Consider the following 16,789-nt stretch of genomic DNA (forward strand, 5'->3'; position numbering starts at 1 on the left):
CTTATATTTATCTTAATATAAGCCAGTTTTTTATTTAATTTTTTATAAAAAACCAAGTCGAGATATTTTTATATTTATCTTAAAATCCACAAGCCCCATTCTGTTTGATATTTTTTAGTCTTGTCTTAAGATATAAAGTCAGAACTTGAGATGGGGTTGGAATAATTTTATATTCGATGACCTCCTATAAAGATAAATGTGCACTATAAACCCTGCTATGACATAACTGTTCGGCATTAATTACAGAGAACGGTTCTCTATACCACTATTCTTATCTTTATTACTGCAAAATTTCGCTTTAAAAGAAGTGCAATGTGATTTTTTTCACCAAAAGAAGCAGTTATATTTATGCCTATATGTATAAAGCACAAAAGTACAATGCAAACTTACTGCAACTTATCGATATCATGCAGCAGAAACCCTGAGTCAATGAGATACCTCCTCCAAGCTTGAAAGGGCGACTTACTGCTGGCGAGAGAAGCCGCATTTTGCATGTCGAAATGTAAAATCCGTGTGAAATATATGTGACTCCGTGCGCAAAAACAGACCAATTTTATGCTGGTTTCATCGGTAAAATCACGTCGAAAATCCTCCCATGTTGTCTTGATATGAAGTGGGAATGCCTATAACTAATTAATTTTAAACATTTTTAATAACATTTATTTTCAAATGGGTGGCGGTTTATTGCTGTTTTTCTGGTGCTTGATTGTACTTGTCTATACGAGTATATGTTAATAAATATTAAAACTAAGTAATGTCGTCGATACCTGAAAAACTGGTTGAAGGAAATTGCCGTGACTGCCCAAAACAGATTCCGTGATACTGAAATCCGCGCTTCGCGTGGCACAAAGCTGACTGCTAAAAGTTGGATGACCGAAGCTCCGCTACGTATGTTGATGAATAACCTCGACCCTGAAGTGGCTGAGAATCCCAAAGAGTTAGTCGTTTACGGTGGTATTGGCCGTGCGGCCCGTAACTGGGAATGCTATGACAAGATTGTGGAAAGCCTCACTCGTCTGAACGATGACGAAACCTTATTGATTCAATCTGGTAAGCCAGTGGGTGTCTTCAAGACTCACAGTAATGCACCTCGGGTATTGATTGCTAACTCAAATCTGGTTCCACATTGGGCTAATTGGGAACATTTTAATGAGTTGGACGCCAGAGGACTGGCGATGTACGGCCAGATGACCGCGGGCAGTTGGATCTACATTGGTAGTCAGGGCATTGTACAGGGCACTTATGAAACCTTCGTCGAAGCGGGGCGGCAACACTTTGGCGGGAGCTTGAAAGGGCGCTGGGTATTAACGGCTGGGCTGGGTGGCATGGGTGGCGCGCAGCCGCTGGCGGCAACGTTGGCTGGAGCTTGCTCTTTGAATATTGAGTGCCAGCAAAGCCGCATCGATTTTCGCCTCAAAACCCGCTATGTCGATGAGCAAGCGACTGATTTGGATGATGCGCTGGCCCGTATTAAAAAATACACTTCTGCTGGAGAAGCGGTTTCTATCGCATTATGCGGTAATGCAGCTGAGATCTTACCTGAGTTGGTACGCCGTGGAGTTCGCCCGGATATGGTGACCGACCAAACCAGTGCCCATGATCCGTTGAATGGCTATCTGCCAAAAGGCTGGAACTGGGAAGAATATCGCCGCCGTGCCCAAAGTGAGCCGGTGCTGGTGGTGAATGCAGCCAAAACTTCAATGGCAGAACATGTTGAAGCCATGCTGGCTTTCCACAATATGGGCATCCCGACCTTTGATTACGGCAACAATATCCGTCAGATGGCGCAAGATATGGGTGTTACCCATGCGTTTGATTTCCCTGGATTTGTCCCGGCTTATATTCGCCCATTATTCTGCCGTGGTATTGGCCCATTCCGCTGGGCGGCGCTTTCCGGTAATGCTGAGGATATTTATAAGACGGATGCTAAGGTTAAAGAACTTATCCCGGATGATGAGCATTTACATCACTGGCTGGATATGGCCCGTGAGCGTATCAGCTTCCAGGGGCTACCGGCTCGTATCTGCTGGGTTGGCTTGGGGCAGCGCGCAAAATTAGGCTTAGCCTTCAATGAGATGGTACGAACAGGTGAGCTGTCAGCACCGATTGTGATTGGCCGCGACCATCTTGATTCTGGCTCGGTCGCCAGCCCTAACAGAGAAACCGAAGCGATGCAGGATGGTTCTGATGCCGTCTCTGACTGGCCGCTGCTCAATGCGTTACTGAATACCGCCAGTGGCGCGACGTGGGTATCTCTGCATCATGGTGGTGGTGTTGGAATGGGCTTCTCGCAACATTCAGGCATGGTGGTGGTGTGTGATGGCAGCGACGACGCGGCCGAACGTATCGCCCGAGTATTACATAATGATCCAGCTACTGGCGTAATGCGCCATGCCGATGCCGGTTATGACATCGCGATTAATTGTGCACAAGAGCAGGGGCTTAACCTGCCAATGATTGCCGCAACTCAAGGGAGAAAAGCATGAAAACAACAATGACACTGCGCCCCGGCCTGATGACGCTGGCTGATTTGCGACATATTTATCAGCACCCGGTAACAATAACTTTGGATGAAAGTGCTTATGCACCTATTCAGCAAAGTGTGGATTGCGTGCAGGCCATATTGGCAGAGAAGCGTACAGCTTATGGTATCAACACGGGATTTGGCCTGTTGGCTTCCACGCGTATTGCGACAGAAGATTTGGAAAACCTACAGCGCTCGATTGTCCTTTCCCATGCCGCAGGTGTGGGGGAACCCAATGATGACGCGATTGTACGTTTGATTATGGTATTGAAAATCAATAGCCTGGCGCGTGGTTTTTCAGGTATCAGGCTTGAGGTTATTCAGGCGTTGATAACTTTAGTTAACGCACAAGTTTATCCACATATTCCCCTAAAAGGCTCGGTGGGAGCTTCTGGTGATCTGGCTCCATTGGCACACATGAGTTTGTTGTTGCTCGGTGAAGGTAAAGCCCGCTATCAGGGCGAATGGCTGGATGCTCGTGCAGCGCTGGCTAAAGCTGGTTTGCAACCGCTGACATTGGCGGCAAAAGAGGGGTTGGCACTCCTTAATGGTACTCAGGTTTCCACTGCTTATGCGTTGCGCGGCTTATTTGAAGCGGAAGACCTTTATGCCGCAGCTTCTGTTTTTGGCAGCCTGACGGTTGAAGCGGCATTAGGTTCTCGTAGCCCATTTGATGCTCGAATTCATGCCGTTAGAGGCCAGCGTGGGCAAATTGATGCTGCCAGCACTTATCGTCATTTGCTTGGTGAACGTAGTGAAGTGTCTGAATCTCACCGTAATTGTGACAAGGTTCAAGACCCGTACTCTCTACGTTGTCAGCCACAGGTCATGGGGGCTTGTCTGACCCAAATGCGCCAGGCTGCTGAAGTTCTGGCGATTGAATCTAATGCGGTGTCAGATAACCCATTGGTATTTGCTGACCAGGGAGATGTATTGTCTGGCGGTAACTTCCATGCTGAACCTGTCGCCATGGCGGCTGATAATCTGGCGTTGGCATTGGCGGAAATCGGATCATTATCAGAACGCCGTATTTCGCTGTTAATGGATAAACATATGTCGCAGTTGCCGCCATTTCTGGTGGAGAACGGCGGCGTAAACTCTGGCTTTATGATTGCGCAAGTGACGGCGGCGGCACTAACCAGCGAAAATAAAGGGCTGGCATTCCCCTCCAGTGTCGACAGCATCCCAACTTCAGCGAATCAGGAAGACCATGTTTCTATGGCCCCACGTGCAGGTAAGCGCTTATGGGAGATGGCTGAAAACGTGCGCGGCATTCTGGCTGTTGAGTGGTTGGCGGCATGCCAGGGGCTGGATTTGCGCAAAGGTTTGAAAACATCAGATGCTCTGGAACCCGCACGCCTGCTACTGCGTAAGCATGTGGCCTACTACGAAAAAGATCGTTTTTTTGCCCCCGATATTGAAGCTGCCAGCCAGCTTATTGCTCAGCGTCATCTGAATGAACTGATGCCTGCGTATCTACTACCAAGTCTTTAATAACCAATAATAAGCAGTCAAATTTATTGACCTATAGGTGATCCCAGTAATCGGGATCACCCTCTCTGAACCCCTGCCTGTAAGGGCACAAATCTTGCGAGAATGTACCATGAAGAATGATTCATCCACGCTCAAACGCGGCCTTAGCGCCCGGCATATCCGGTTCATGGCATTAGGTTCTGCCATTGGTACAGGCTTGTTTTATGGCTCTGCCGAGGCAATTCGTCTGGCTGGACCCGCGGTATTACTCGCTTATCTGGTTGGTGGTGCCGCCGTATTTATGGTGATGCGCGCACTTGGCGAAATGGCGGTGCATGATCCGGTTGCGGGATCATTTGGCCACTACGCCAGTCGTTATCTTGGCCCACTGGCGGGCTTTCTCACCGGTTGGACCTATACCTTTGAGATGATCATTGTGGCGCTGGCCGATGTCACGGCCTTCGGTATTTATATGGGACTATGGTTCCCGGATGCACCGCAGTGGGTGTGGGTACTGAGTATTATTTTCTTTATTGGTGCGCTAAATCTGTGTTCAGTCAAAGTATTTGGTGAAATGGAGTTTTGGTTATCACTGCTAAAGGTAACCGCGATTATTGCCATGATTGCGGCAGGGCTAGGCATTATGATGTTTGGCTTTGGTGCCGGTCATGAGAGCACCGGGGTCAGTAATTTGTGGTCTCATCAAGGATTTATGCCCAACGGTATTACGGGGGTCATTGCTTCATTTGCTGTCGTGATGTTTGCTTTTGGTGGTATTGAAATCATTGGGGTAACGGCCAGTGAGGCAAAAAATCCGGAAAAAGTATTACCACGGGCCATCAATACTGTTCCAGTACGTATTCTACTGTTCTATGTACTGACCTTATTTGTTTTGATGGCTATTTATCCGTGGAATAGCATTGGGCAAAATGGCAGCCCTTTTGTTGAAATTTTCAGCAGCTTAGGGATCAGTTCTGCTGCAAACATTCTGAATCTGGTGGTTATCACCGCAGCGATTTCGGCGATCAATAGTGATATTTACGGTGCTGGTCGCATGATGTATGGTCTGGCGCAAGAGGGGCTGGCACCTAAATGCTTTAGCCGTTTGACCCGTAATGGCGTGCCATGGATGACTATTCTAGTGATGGCAATCGCTCTGTTATGCGGTGTGGTGTTGAATTACCTGATTCCGAAGAACGTGTTCCTGATTATTGCTTCGATTGCGACCTTTGCCACCGTCTGGGTGTGGCTAATGATCCTTATCTCGCAGGTGGCGATGCGCCGCTCAATGAGCAAAGAAAATGTTGCCCGCCTCACCTTCCCAGTGCCTTTCTGGCCGGTGGCTCCCATTCTGACCATTATCTTTATGGCCTTCATTATTGCAGTATTGGGGTATTTCCCTGATACCCGCATTGCCATGTATGTTGGCCTGGCTTGGGTGATATTAATGACACTTGCCTGGTGGGTTTGGGTTCGCAAAGCACCCGCTCATGTTATTTCAGAGCAGGTGGAAAGCAGCGAAGCATAGCAACCGTTATTCTGTATTGGGCCGCGATTAATAACATCGGTGGCCCGATTTATTGTGAGACAGGGGTGGAGTAATCAGTGAAATGAGGTAGATAGCGGGGAATTAAGCTGTTTAAGGTCGTTTATTTGAAAGTTATAGCTGGATGCTAATTTTATTAATATCGCACTATATACCAAGATCATGCTTTGCGTTTAAAGTAGCGGCATAACCAGATGGTGATAAAGTGACCTTAATGATGAAAATTATATATCTACGGAGTAACTGCCCATGCCAGCTCTAGCTATTAAGCGGTGGATTAAACGGATTGTACTGGTCTTGGTGGTTATATCTGTAACCATTCTGGCGATAAGAATTTATGACACACAACGTGGCCCGAAACTGGAGCTTTGGCATACGTTTGTCCCTCATGACATGCGCGCCGCAGAGATTGATAAAGCCAGTTGGGCGGATTATATAAAAGCAGAGAATAATGTTTTCGATGAAGTTCGCACCAATGTTACCGAGAAACTGGAGCCACGGACTCAGGTTCCATTAAACCGTTATTATTCTGGTAGCTCGATTTATCCGCCTCATTTTAAAAATGATTGGAACCGTTCTTATATTTTACAACCCGATGGCAAGCCGAAAGGTGCCGTCGTATTGCTGCATGGCCTGACTGATACCCCTTATAGCTTACGTCATATTGCTGAAAATTATCGTCAGCGGGGCTATGTTGCCATTGGCATTCGTTTACCTGCTCATGGCACTGTACCCGGCGCGTTGACGGATGTTGAATGGCAGGACTGGTTAGCGGCAACACGCCTTGCTGTCCGTGAAGCCAAGGCACTGAGCGGCCCAGATTTACCATTGCATGTTGTTGGTTTCTCCAACGGCGGAGCATTGGCGATGAAATATACGCTTGACTCCCTGGATGACCCGAAACTAGCAAAACCTGAACGCGTTATTCTGATATCGCCAATGATCGGAGTAACTAGTTTTGCCCGCTTTGCTGGCATAGCCGGTTGGCCTGCTATCTTCCCAGCCTTTGCCAAAGCGGCCTGGTTAGGGATCGTGCCCGAGTTTAATCCATTCAAATATAACTCATTCCCGGTAAATGCTGCCCGCCAGTCTTATTTGCTGACATCTGTGTTGCAGCAGCAAATTGCGCGTGATGCCCGAAATAATAAGATGGCGGAATTACCGCCAATTTTGACCTTCCAGTCATTAATGGATTCAACGGTCAGTACCCGTGCTGTGGTGACGGCTCTTTATAATCACTTGCCTAAGAATGGTAGTGAAGTGGTGTTGTTCGACTTGAACCGAGCTGCAAGTTTCGGCCCATTACTAAGAACATCTTCTTATACGGCTTTGGCTCGTTTGTTACCGCCCCCACCGCGCAATTACAGTGTGACGATTATCAGCAACGTCTCACCACAAAGTAATGAAACTGTAGCGTTGACAACATTGGCAGGCCAAACCAACGAGACTTCAGCTCCAACCGGGTTGGTTTATCCGCCGGATATCTTCTCGTTGTCTCACGTAGCATTACCATTCCCAATGAGTGATTCACTCTATGGCCGCTACCCAGAGCCACGTGACCAATACGGTATCAGCCTGGGTACGTTCGCCGCACGCGGTGAGCGAGCTGTTCTGGTGGTTGGGCTGGATTCATTGATGCGAATCTCATCGAACCCGTTCTATCCGTATATGTTGCAGCGTATTGACGACAAGATAGACGCTCCGGCTAAATGATCTTGTTTTTCTAAATGATAGAACGACTAAAGCCCCCGATTGGGGGCTTTTTCGTAATGAGTGCCATACTTTCAAATCGTACATGCTCTTCATATTTATTGACCCTGAAGGAAAGCACTATGTCTATCGAAAAAGTGGTATATCGTGCCAAAGCTAAAGCGACGGGTGGCCGTGATGGCCGGGCAACCTCCTCGGATGGCGTATTGGATGTAAAACTGGGCGTCCCTAAAGAGATGGGGGGCGCGGGTGGGGCCGTGACAAACCCAGAGCAACTGTTTGCGGCGGGTTATTCTGCCTGCTTCCTCGGTGCACTAAAATTTGTGGCATCAAAAGAAAAGGTGAAAATACCCGATGACGCCAGTATCGAAGGAACGGTAGGGATTGGTGCTATTCCAACGGGATTCGGCATTGAGGTTCAACTGGATATTAGTTTGCCGGGTATTGAGCGCAGTCTGGCAGAGGATTTAGTGAAAAAGGCCCATGTCGTCTGCCCATATTCTAATGCCACGCGTGGCAATATTGATGTCACGTTGAATATCAAATAATTCAATCTCCGCACGCAAAAGCCCATAAAAATTATTTTGTGGGCATATACTCTCCGCAATAATATTTGCCTAATAAATAAACTGGCATATCCTTACCGGACTATGCGCCAGTTCCCAGACTGAATAGCCAGGATTAGTTAGGATAATTCTTGTAACTGAAATCAATAGCGTGCTTATTGGCTTTACACTGAACCTGAGGAGGGGTTCACTGTCAGATTGATTCAAGCCGCAAATAGTGTCTCTGGAGACCTTGCGTTATATGGACAGAGTTAAATCTTTATCGCAGCAAAGTATTTCTTTGTTGTTGGCTGTTTATATTGGTATTTTCCTGAATATCTCTGTCTTTTATCGTCGTTTTGACACCTTTAGCCAAGGTATTCAAGGCATAAAAGTCGTGTCTGCTATCATCGAAGTGATGGCGATTATTCTGTTTACCTTTTTTGTTATGCGCGTCATTTCCCTCGGTGGCCGATGGTTTTATCGCGTAGTCGCAACCCTTCTGGTACTCATTTCTGTTGCAGCCAGTTATTACATGACGTTTTTCAATGTGGTGATTGGTTACGGCATCGTCATATCCGTTTTGACCACGGATACTGATCTGTCTAAAGAGGTTATCGGACTCCACTTTATCATCTGGATGGTGGTCGTCAGCGCACTGCCGCTGCTGCTTATCTGGAAAAATAGTTTACGATTCACTCTACTAGAGCAATTTTTGACTCCGGGCCAGCGTATCAAACCAATCTTACTGATGGCGGCTGCGGTCGCCTTGGTTTGGTTACCTATTCGCTATCTGGATAAAGTTCAGCATGCGGATGAACAACTGAAAACCGTGGATTTACCCAGTTATGGCGGGGTAGTCGCGCACTCATATTTGCCTTCTAACTGGTTGGCTGCATTGGGTTTATATGCTTACACGCAATACGATGAAAAGTATGACGCGGCAACGCTGTACGATCCTGCTGAACACCATACTTATGTTGCACCAGCCGGTATTGATGATACCTATGTTGTATTTATAATTGGCGAAACAACGCGTTGGGATCATATGGGGCTGCTGGGATATTCACGCGATACCACTCCGCGTCTGAGTAAAGAGAAGAATTTAGTCGCTTTCCGTGGTACCTCCTGTGATACCTCCACCAAACTTTCATTGCGTTGTATGTTCGTGCGTGAAGGGGGAGCGGAAGATAATCCACAGCGCACACTGAAAGAGCAAAATGTGTTTGCTGTCATGAAATCCCTGGGCTTCACTTCTGAATTGTTCGCCATGCAGAGCGAGATGTGGTTTTACAATAATGCGAGCGTTGATAATTATTCGTTTCGGGAATTAATTGCTTCTGAGAAACGCAACGATGATAAACCAGTAGATGACATGCTGCTGGTCGATGAATTGAAAGAGTCACTAGCGCGTTATCCAGTTGGTAAGCATTTAGTCATACTGCATACCAAAGGGTCGCATTATCTCTATTCGCAACGTTACCCTCGTAGCTATGCTCGCTATCAGCCTGAATGTATGGGTGTGGATGATTTTTGCAGTAAGCAGCAGCTGATAAATGCTTTTGATAACAGTGTGTTATACACCGACTCGTTTATTGCCAATGTCATCGATCAAATGCGCGATAAGAAGGCGCTGGTATTCTACGCCGCCGATCATGGTGAATCTATCGATGATAATTCCCACTTCCACGGCACGCCACGTGAAATGGCACCGCCGGAGCAATTCCGTGTGCCATTGATGGTCTGGGCGTCAGATAAGTTTTTGGCCCAACCGGGGAGCCTCACGGCTTTTGAGCAACTACAGACAGAGCAGCGCGTCGGCAAAAGCCACCGTCAGGTTGAGCTGTTTGACTCCATCTTGGGCTGTTTAGGTTATACCTCGCCGGATGGCGGAATTAATGCAGAGAATAACTGGTGTCAGGTGCCAGGGCGGCCTTCTCAGCCTGCAATATAATCAATTAGCGCAAGTAAAATCTGATACGGCATGATTTTTGATATCAATCTCATTGTCGCTTTGAGGGTGCGGTATACTCCAGTCCAGAATCCCTACCGGCTGGAGTCTTCTATGACTTACCGTGTTGTCTTTATTGATGATCATGACATTGTGCGCTCAGGTTTTGCCCAGCTACTGGCTCTGGAAGGCGATATTCAGGTGGTAGGAGAGTTTAGTTCAGCGAAACAGGCCCGAGCTGGATTGCCCGGTTTGCAGGCCAGTATCTGTATTTGTGATATTTCCATGCCTGATGAAAGCGGATTGGATTTACTGAAAGATCTTCCCTCTGGCATGGGGGTTATTATGCTTTCGATGCACGACAGCCCGGCGTTAGTTGAAATGGCGCTGGAGCGCGGCGCACGCGGGTTTCTCTCCAAACGTTGTAAGCCTGAAGATCTGGTTAATGCGGTTCGCACGGTTGGCAGTGGTGGGGTCTATTTAATGGCTGAAATTGCCCAAAAATTGGCTCGCGTTGCTATTGATCCCTTAACCCGCCGTGAGCGGGAAGTTGCGGTGCTGCTGGCGCAAGGGATGGAAGTGCGCGATATCGCGGAATCACTTGGCCTATCCCCCAAAACAGTCCATGTTCATCGCGCTAACTTATTTTCCAAATTGGGTGTCAGTAATAATGTTGAGTTAGCCAAGCAGGTGTTGAATCTATGATGCAACGCTTAATGATGTCACTGGCGTTGTTCTTTATTTATTTCACTGCGGCTTTCTGTTTGTGGGCCATTGGTACTCAATTCGTTGACCGCCCTTTACAAGCACTTCTGCTATTTCCCTTTGGTTTACGCATCGGTATTTTATTACAAAGCCCGCGCCACTACTGGCCGGGTGTGCTGATGGGTGATGCCGCATTGACGTGGTTACTTGCCGATCAATTTGACACCTTACACCTGTTAGGTGTGGCTATCTTTATTGTGTTGGCTACTACTGTAGTTGCTGTTTTTGCTTCACCCTGGTTATCGCGTCATCAAAAGAATGAGAGTGAATGGCAATGGCCACTGATGCAAGGCACGATTATTCTGACGGCAGCAGCAATACAGGCTCTGGGATGGCAAATTGCTCTTGGGAACGGAGCTATGGCGCTACTGCTGGGGCTGGTTGGCGGCTTTACTATCGCTCCTACTTGTATGTTGCTGTGGCACTATTTGGCTCGTCAAATCTGGTTGCCGTTAGAACCGGGATTAATCCATAAGCCCATTAATCTGCGTCTGCGTCATATTCTGTGGTTTCTGCTGTTGTTTGCGTTAAGTATCTGGTTGCAATATTACGTCTCCGAGATGGATTTGTATTTATTTGCGCCGTTTTGTTTGGCTATTCCTATTGTATTTATGGCTTACCGTTATGGCTGGCAAGGGGCGGTTGTGGCTACTTTGCTTAATGGCGTCGTGATGGTGATCAATTCGCCAGCTGAACTGGATTCCCACCGTGATTTATTATTGTCATTACTGATGCAAAGTTTGATTGGATTATTACTGGGGGCCGGAATTCAGCGCCAGCGCGAGCTAAACTCCCAATTACAATTGCGACTGAATGAAAATCGCGAATTAGCCAAAGCCTTGGTAGTGGCAGAGGAGCATACCCGGCGTGATGTCGCGCGCGAGCTGCATGATGAGGTCGGGCAGACGGTAACGGTTATCCGTACTCAAGCCAGCATCATTAAGCGGCTGTCCACCCAGCAGGCAGTGCTAACCAGTGCCGGGATGATAGAGACACTGGCATTGCGGGTTTATGATGGTGTTCATGATGTTTTAGCCAAATTATGGCCTGCGGCATTAAATAACTTGCCGCTATCGGCGGCCATTGCGGCATTAATGCGGGAGCTTATTCCACAAGATCAATCCGTTGTCGGTGTATTGCACTGGCAAGTTGATGATAGTCCTATGGATGAGACCTTGAAAATCACCCTGTATCGTATCTGCCAAGAGGGAATAACCAATGCATATCGGCATGGGGCTGCCAGCCGTATTGAGATTAATGCGCAGCAAGATAAACAGCAGATAGCGCTGACAATCCGTGATAACGGGAAAGGTGTTGATTTGGCAACGTTAACACCAGGTTACGGGTTAAGAGGTATGCAGTCGCGGGTCAGTGCGTTAGGTGGGAGTTTTACTCTAAGTGTTAATAATGGCACCTGTTTAAATGTGATCCTACCCACAATTTCTTTGCCAGCTAATGAAAACTAAGAAATATTCTCGGTTTTTGCAGGTGTTTTTCTCATTGGTTTGGTGCGCACGAGGAACATGATGAATCTACTTAAAAAATTTTCTGAGGTTCACATGTGGTTTTTCCTCAAAAGTCGCGATAACGTGCCGCCAGTGACGGAACAAGCGCAAATCGATTCATCTTATAAATATTGGCGAATCCAGTTGATGTGGACGATGTATATCGGCTACGCAGCTTTCTATTTCACCCGCAAAAGCTTCAACTTTATTATGCCCGCCATGCTCAGCGACTTAGGGCTAACGATGTCAGATGTTGGCATTTTGGGTACGCTATTTTATATCACCTATGGTTGTTCTAAATTTATTTCGGGCATGATCAGCGACCGCTCAAATCCACGTTATTTTATGGGGATTGGTTTGGTTATGACCGGGATTATTAATATTCTGTTTGGTATGAGTTCGTCGCTGTTAGTTTTCGGCGCTTTGTGGATATTGAATGCGTTCTTTCAGGGCTGGGGCTGGCCGCCATGCTCTAAGATTTTAACCAGTTGGTATTCCCGTTCAGAGCGTGGTGGTTGGTGGGCAATTTGGAATACGTCACATAACTTTGGCGGTGCGTTAATTCCCTTGTTGGTGGGCTTTATTTCTCTGCACTTTAGCTGGCGCTACGGCATGATTATCCCTGGCATTATCGGTGTAGTGATTGGTTTACTGATGTGCTGGCGATTGCGAGATAAACCAAGCACGATGGGGCTACCAAGTGTGGGTAAGTGGCGCAATGATGCCATGGAGCTGGTACAAGAATCTGAAGGCCAGGGGTTATCAAATAAAGAGATTGTGAAGCGCTATGTATTAACCAATAAATATATTTGGTTACTGGCGGTTTCTTATGTGCTGGTTTATATCGTCCGTACTGCAATCAATGACTGGGGTAACCTTTATTTGACGCAAGAAAAAGGTTATTCATTAATGACGGCCAACTCGGCAATTTCGTTATTTGAAGTGGGCGGATTTATTGGTTCGCTGGTTGCGGGTTGGGGGTCTGATAAGTGGTTTCGTGGTAACCGTGGGCCGATGAATCTGATATTCGCTATTGGTATTTTCCTTTCTGTCGCATCATTGTGGATTATGCCTGGAATCAGCTATGTCTTGCAGGCAGGGTGTTTCTTCGCCATCGGCTTCTTTATTTTTGGCCCGCAGATGCTGATTGGTATGGCAGCCGCTGAATGCTCACATAAAGATGCTGCGGGTGCTGCCACGGGCTTTGTTGGGTTGTTCGCCTACCTGGGTGCAGCTTTATCAGGTTACCCTATTGCTCGCATTATGGAGATTTGGCACTGGAATGGTTTCTTTGTGGTTATTTCCATTGCTGCCTGCTTATCTGCTTTCTTCTTACTGCCGTTCTTACGGGCGCAATCACCGCAGTTGAAACAAGCTGAAGCTTGATTTTAATGCAACTGATTCAGTTTTAACCGCTGGTGGTGCTTTTAACAACAGTCACCAGCGGGTTGCTAAAAAGTGATTGACGGCCCAAAGTCGTAGCAGTAAGATGCGCCCCAATTCGGCGAGTAGCGCAGCTTGGTAGCGCAACTGGTTTGGGACCAGTGGGTCGGAGGTTCGAATCCTCTCTCGCCGACCAAATTTAAGAACCCTGACAGAAATGTCGGGGTTTTTTTATCTTTATTTTTGTCATATTAAATATTTAATACATTAATAACTTACTTCGATATATCTTTTTATAATAAGTCAGATATATTTTATCATATTGACTTCCTCTTATTTAAAGCTGCTAATTGATATCGGTTTTAACCACCAGTGTAAACAATATAATAACCATGTTAACAATGTTACAAGAGGAATAATATGAACTCTATCAATGGTGATATCAAAAGACATTTATCCCTATTACCACTCCCTATAATATTATCATTATGCAGCATTTCCTTATCTCATGCGGCGAATATTATTGCTGATGAGGCTGCAGACAAAAAACAACAAGCAGATATAAGGTCGGATGTATTATCTTTTGTTCCTTGCCGCTCTATCATGGACTGTGGTGAAACGACGACAGTAAATATTCAATCACCAGATAAAAATGGCTTATCTCATAATAAATATACGAAATTTGATTTGCCTCATGTTAAAGATATTGTCATTCTGAATAATGAGTTTTCCAAGAAAATAGGTGGTAATCCTAATTTGGTTAACTCAACCGCAAAGATTATTTTAAATGAGGTAAGATCTTCACAAGCAAGTCGTTTAGCTGGGAAAGTACAACTTTCTGGTCGGGATGCCCATGTTATTATCGCCAACCCATCGGGTATTGATTGTAATGGTTGCTCATTCACCGATATGTCTCACCTGACTCTAACCACGGGTAAGCCGTACTTCAATCGCCATAATAAGTTACAAGGTCTTAAGGTGATAGAGGGGAATATTAATATTAATAATGGCGTAGTCGGAGAGTCAGGGCTAAGCCATAGGGGAAAAAATAAACATTCAGCCCATCTGGGATTATTCTCTAATACCTTAAAAGTTGATGGTAATGTGACTTCTGATGATGTCTTTATCATTGCTGGTAAAAATAAAATAAAGTTGGCATCTTCTGGGAAAAAAATGGGTGTGACGTCATTAACTCCCAATTTGAATGCTCATGACTATTTCAAAAGTGTTGATATTAGAGGTGTAGGCGGAATATATGCGAATAGAATACGTATTATCTCAGAAGGTGATATTAAAAACTCCAGTGAGATTAAATCAAAAGGTTTAATCCAGATGATATCAAGAGGGAATATTAAAAACAAATCGAATGGACAGATGACGGGTAAAACAGTTAACTTATATTTAATCAACAACAAGATGGAAGTATTGTCGTATAGTACCAAAATTAAAAACAATCTTGCTAGCTATATTAAGAATAGGGATGGCAGCGTTTCATTTAGCGGTAAAATAAAGCAATCAAAAATATAATATCAGTAGTTTTACATTAAAGAAATTAAAGTAACTTTGCCAGCGTTAATTAATAAGTTAGCCACGTTTTGTGGCTAATTATTCTAATGACGTAATCCACTCATGACTAATTGAAATGGAGTTTATTACATGAGGTTGAGAACAGTAAATCAGGGAGCCGCGATGTTTTATATGCAAATAGGGAAAGCGGCCATATTACTATCTTTTTTTATTTTCATATTGGCTCACCCCTTTATTGTTTATGCAGAAGTTAACCAGTCTACTGTACCAACGGACATTGGATCTTCAGATGACTCGTCATGCCTGGTGACTAAGCGCGTCGAACTGATAAATATTGATGCCTTTCCTAATGCAGCGCGCTTAATACAATGGGCAAAGCAGGCTCAAGGCAATTGTTTAGATGAGAAAGGGCTATCATCTCTACGCGACACACTCCAATGGCAACTGGTTGCTGATGGTTATATTACTTCGCATGTGACTTTCACCGAAGACAGCTACGTGGATGGCACTTTATTTCTGACTTTAATTCCTGGCCGTTTGGCTAGCATTGAACACCATGACGATAGCCATGCTTATGCTCAGTTAAATACAATTTTTCCTGACCAGCAGGGGGATTTGGTCAATTTACGTAACCTTGAACAAGGGTTGGATAATTTACAGCGTTTACCATCGGTGAATGCCACCATGGATGTGGTCCTAAATCCTGAGGATTTAAGTAGTCAGATTATGGTGACTCGCCAGCAATTGCGTTTCTGGCGCATGAATGCTTTTCTCGATAACGGGGGGCACTACGGCGTTGGACGCTATCGTGGTGGTGCCATGTTATTTCTTGATAATCCATTATCGCTGAGTGATTTAGCTTATTTCTCGGCCAGTCGGGAGTTGGATAATCATCACGACAAAGGTAACAATAATTTTACTCTGCATTACTCAATTCCTTTTGGTTATTGGCTAGTGAATCTGACGGGGGGCCAGGGAACTTATTATCAATCTTTGTTGGTGGGTAATACAGCATTTAAATATCAAACGAGCTGGCGATCATTGGATATGCAAATTCAACGGCTGCTGATGCGGGGGCATAACTACAAAACAGTGGGCTATACCGGGGTATTAATCCGTAAGTCCAACCGCTTTTTTGCCGATATAGAATTGGAAATCCAGCGGTCAGATACGGTTGATTGGCAACTCGGACTGCAACATCTCTATTATACTCACAGGGCGACTATTGGCGGTGGGGTTAATTATCAGCAAGGAGTTTCTTGGTTTGGTGCGCGCCCATCACCGGGGAGTGATGCATCTCCCATGGCCAGGCTGATTAATATCACTGCGTCACTGGATATTCCTTTCATGCTGGGTCAGCAACGTTTTCATTATCAACCGATATTCAATCAGCAATATGCCCATTCAAATCTCCCGATACAGGATAACTTTTCTATTGGCGGGAGATATTCAGTACGCGGGTTTTCCTCGGAGAATGCCCTGATGGGGCCACAGGGCTGGTTTTTAAAGAATGATATTGTCTGGCTAAATCAGCGACTGGCAAACCAACTCTATATGGGGCTGGATTATGGCGAGGTGAGAAAAAAAGGGGGGCAATCTTTATCAGGCAAGCGCTTAGTTGGCGGCGTCTTGGGTGTTCGGGGGCGTTATCATAACTTTGGATATGACGTTAATATTGGCTTCCCACTCGATAAGCCAAGTGGACTGAATACGGATCCTATGGTGTTAGGTTTCATAGTGAACTGGCAATATTAGCTTTTATATAATAGGCAAACATAATTCATATATATGGTTTGTATTTTTAGTGTTGTAATAATATATTGATTGGCTGAGTATGAAAACCACCTTATTGTTATATAT

The 16,789-nt window shown here is 45.6% G+C and carries 11 protein-coding genes and 1 tRNA gene; all 12 read left to right on the plus strand.

Annotated features, from left to right (window positions below):
* Positions 1–794 precede the first annotated feature (794 nt).
* The 12 genes from hutU (at position 795) to HU019_RS19070 (ending at position 16,684) form a co-directional block, all read left to right on the plus strand.
* Positions 795–2,486, plus strand: a complete 1,692-nt coding sequence (gene hutU / locus HU019_RS19015) for a urocanate hydratase (protein WP_174848220.1) — start codon at positions 795–797, stop codon at positions 2,484–2,486.
* Positions 2,483–4,018, plus strand: coding sequence for a histidine ammonia-lyase (gene hutH / locus HU019_RS19020; protein ID WP_174848219.1), 1,536 nt, complete (start codon positions 2,483–2,485; stop codon positions 4,016–4,018). Before hutU ends, hutH begins: the two co-directional genes overlap by 4 nt.
* Before the next feature lie 109 nt (positions 4,019–4,127).
* Entirely contained in the window at positions 4,128–5,525 is a 1,398-nt protein-coding gene (locus HU019_RS19025) for an amino acid permease (RefSeq protein WP_174848218.1), read from the plus strand.
* A gap of 267 nt (positions 5,526–5,792) precedes the next feature.
* Positions 5,793–7,256 (plus strand): alpha/beta hydrolase, encoded by a 1,464-nt coding sequence (locus tag HU019_RS19030; RefSeq protein WP_174848217.1) that lies wholly within the window; start codon positions 5,793–5,795, stop codon positions 7,254–7,256.
* Positions 7,257–7,375: 119 nt separating this feature from the next.
* The gene (locus HU019_RS19035) at positions 7,376–7,801 is read left to right on the plus strand and encodes an organic hydroperoxide resistance protein (RefSeq protein WP_174848216.1); all 426 of its coding nucleotides are present in this window, start codon (positions 7,376–7,378) and stop codon (positions 7,799–7,801) included.
* A 259-nt stretch (positions 7,802–8,060) separates the two neighbouring features.
* Entirely contained in the window at positions 8,061–9,752 is a 1,692-nt protein-coding gene (eptB, locus tag HU019_RS19040; RefSeq protein ID WP_174848215.1) for a kdo(2)-lipid A phosphoethanolamine 7''-transferase, read from the plus strand.
* Positions 9,753–9,863: 111 nt separating this feature from the next.
* Complete coding sequence (gene uhpA, locus HU019_RS19045) at positions 9,864–10,454, plus strand: transcriptional regulator UhpA (RefSeq protein ID WP_174848214.1); 591 nt, start codon at positions 9,864–9,866, stop codon at positions 10,452–10,454.
* Positions 10,451–11,980, plus strand: coding sequence for a signal transduction histidine-protein kinase/phosphatase UhpB (uhpB, locus tag HU019_RS19050; protein ID WP_174848213.1), 1,530 nt, complete (start codon positions 10,451–10,453; stop codon positions 11,978–11,980). Before uhpA ends, uhpB begins: the two co-directional genes overlap by 4 nt.
* 93 nt (positions 11,981–12,073) lie before the next feature.
* A complete protein-coding gene (gene uhpC, locus HU019_RS19055) occupies positions 12,074–13,405 on the plus strand; it encodes an MFS transporter (RefSeq protein WP_174848212.1) in 1,332 nt (443 codons plus the stop codon).
* Between the two features lie 116 nt (positions 13,406–13,521).
* A tRNA-Pro gene (locus tag HU019_RS19060) sits at positions 13,522–13,598 on the plus strand.
* Positions 13,599–13,822: 224 nt separating this feature from the next.
* Entirely contained in the window at positions 13,823–14,929 is a 1,107-nt protein-coding gene (locus HU019_RS19065) for a two-partner secretion domain-containing protein (protein ID WP_174848211.1), read from the plus strand.
* 129 nt (positions 14,930–15,058) lie between these two features.
* Positions 15,059–16,684 (plus strand): ShlB/FhaC/HecB family hemolysin secretion/activation protein, encoded by a 1,626-nt coding sequence (locus HU019_RS19070; protein WP_174848210.1) that lies wholly within the window; start codon positions 15,059–15,061, stop codon positions 16,682–16,684.
* Positions 16,685–16,789 lie beyond the last annotated feature (105 nt).

It is taken from the genome of Yersinia artesiana (assembly GCF_902726545.1).
In the GTDB taxonomy this organism is placed as follows: Bacteria; Pseudomonadota; Gammaproteobacteria; order Enterobacterales; family Enterobacteriaceae; genus Yersinia; species Yersinia artesiana.

Coding starts and splice junctions, on each gene's coding strand:
- HU019_RS19065 (WP_174848211.1), top strand. CDS start 13,823: ATGAACTCTATCAATGGTGATATCAAAAGACATTTATCCCTATTACCA.
- HU019_RS19025 (WP_174848218.1), top strand. CDS start 4,128: ATGAAGAATGATTCATCCACGCTCAAACGCGGCCTTAGCGCCCGGCAT.
- HU019_RS19030 (WP_174848217.1), top strand. CDS start 5,793: ATGCCAGCTCTAGCTATTAAGCGGTGGATTAAACGGATTGTACTGGTC.
- uhpA (WP_174848214.1), top strand. CDS start 9,864: ATGACTTACCGTGTTGTCTTTATTGATGATCATGACATTGTGCGCTCA.
- HU019_RS19070 (WP_174848210.1), top strand. CDS start 15,059: ATGAGGTTGAGAACAGTAAATCAGGGAGCCGCGATGTTTTATATGCAA.
- eptB (WP_174848215.1), top strand. CDS start 8,061: ATGGACAGAGTTAAATCTTTATCGCAGCAAAGTATTTCTTTGTTGTTG.
- hutH (WP_174848219.1), top strand. CDS start 2,483: ATGAAAACAACAATGACACTGCGCCCCGGCCTGATGACGCTGGCTGAT.
- HU019_RS19035 (WP_174848216.1), top strand. CDS start 7,376: ATGTCTATCGAAAAAGTGGTATATCGTGCCAAAGCTAAAGCGACGGGT.
- uhpC (WP_174848212.1), top strand. CDS start 12,074: ATGTGGTTTTTCCTCAAAAGTCGCGATAACGTGCCGCCAGTGACGGAA.
- uhpB (WP_174848213.1), top strand. CDS start 10,451: ATGATGCAACGCTTAATGATGTCACTGGCGTTGTTCTTTATTTATTTC.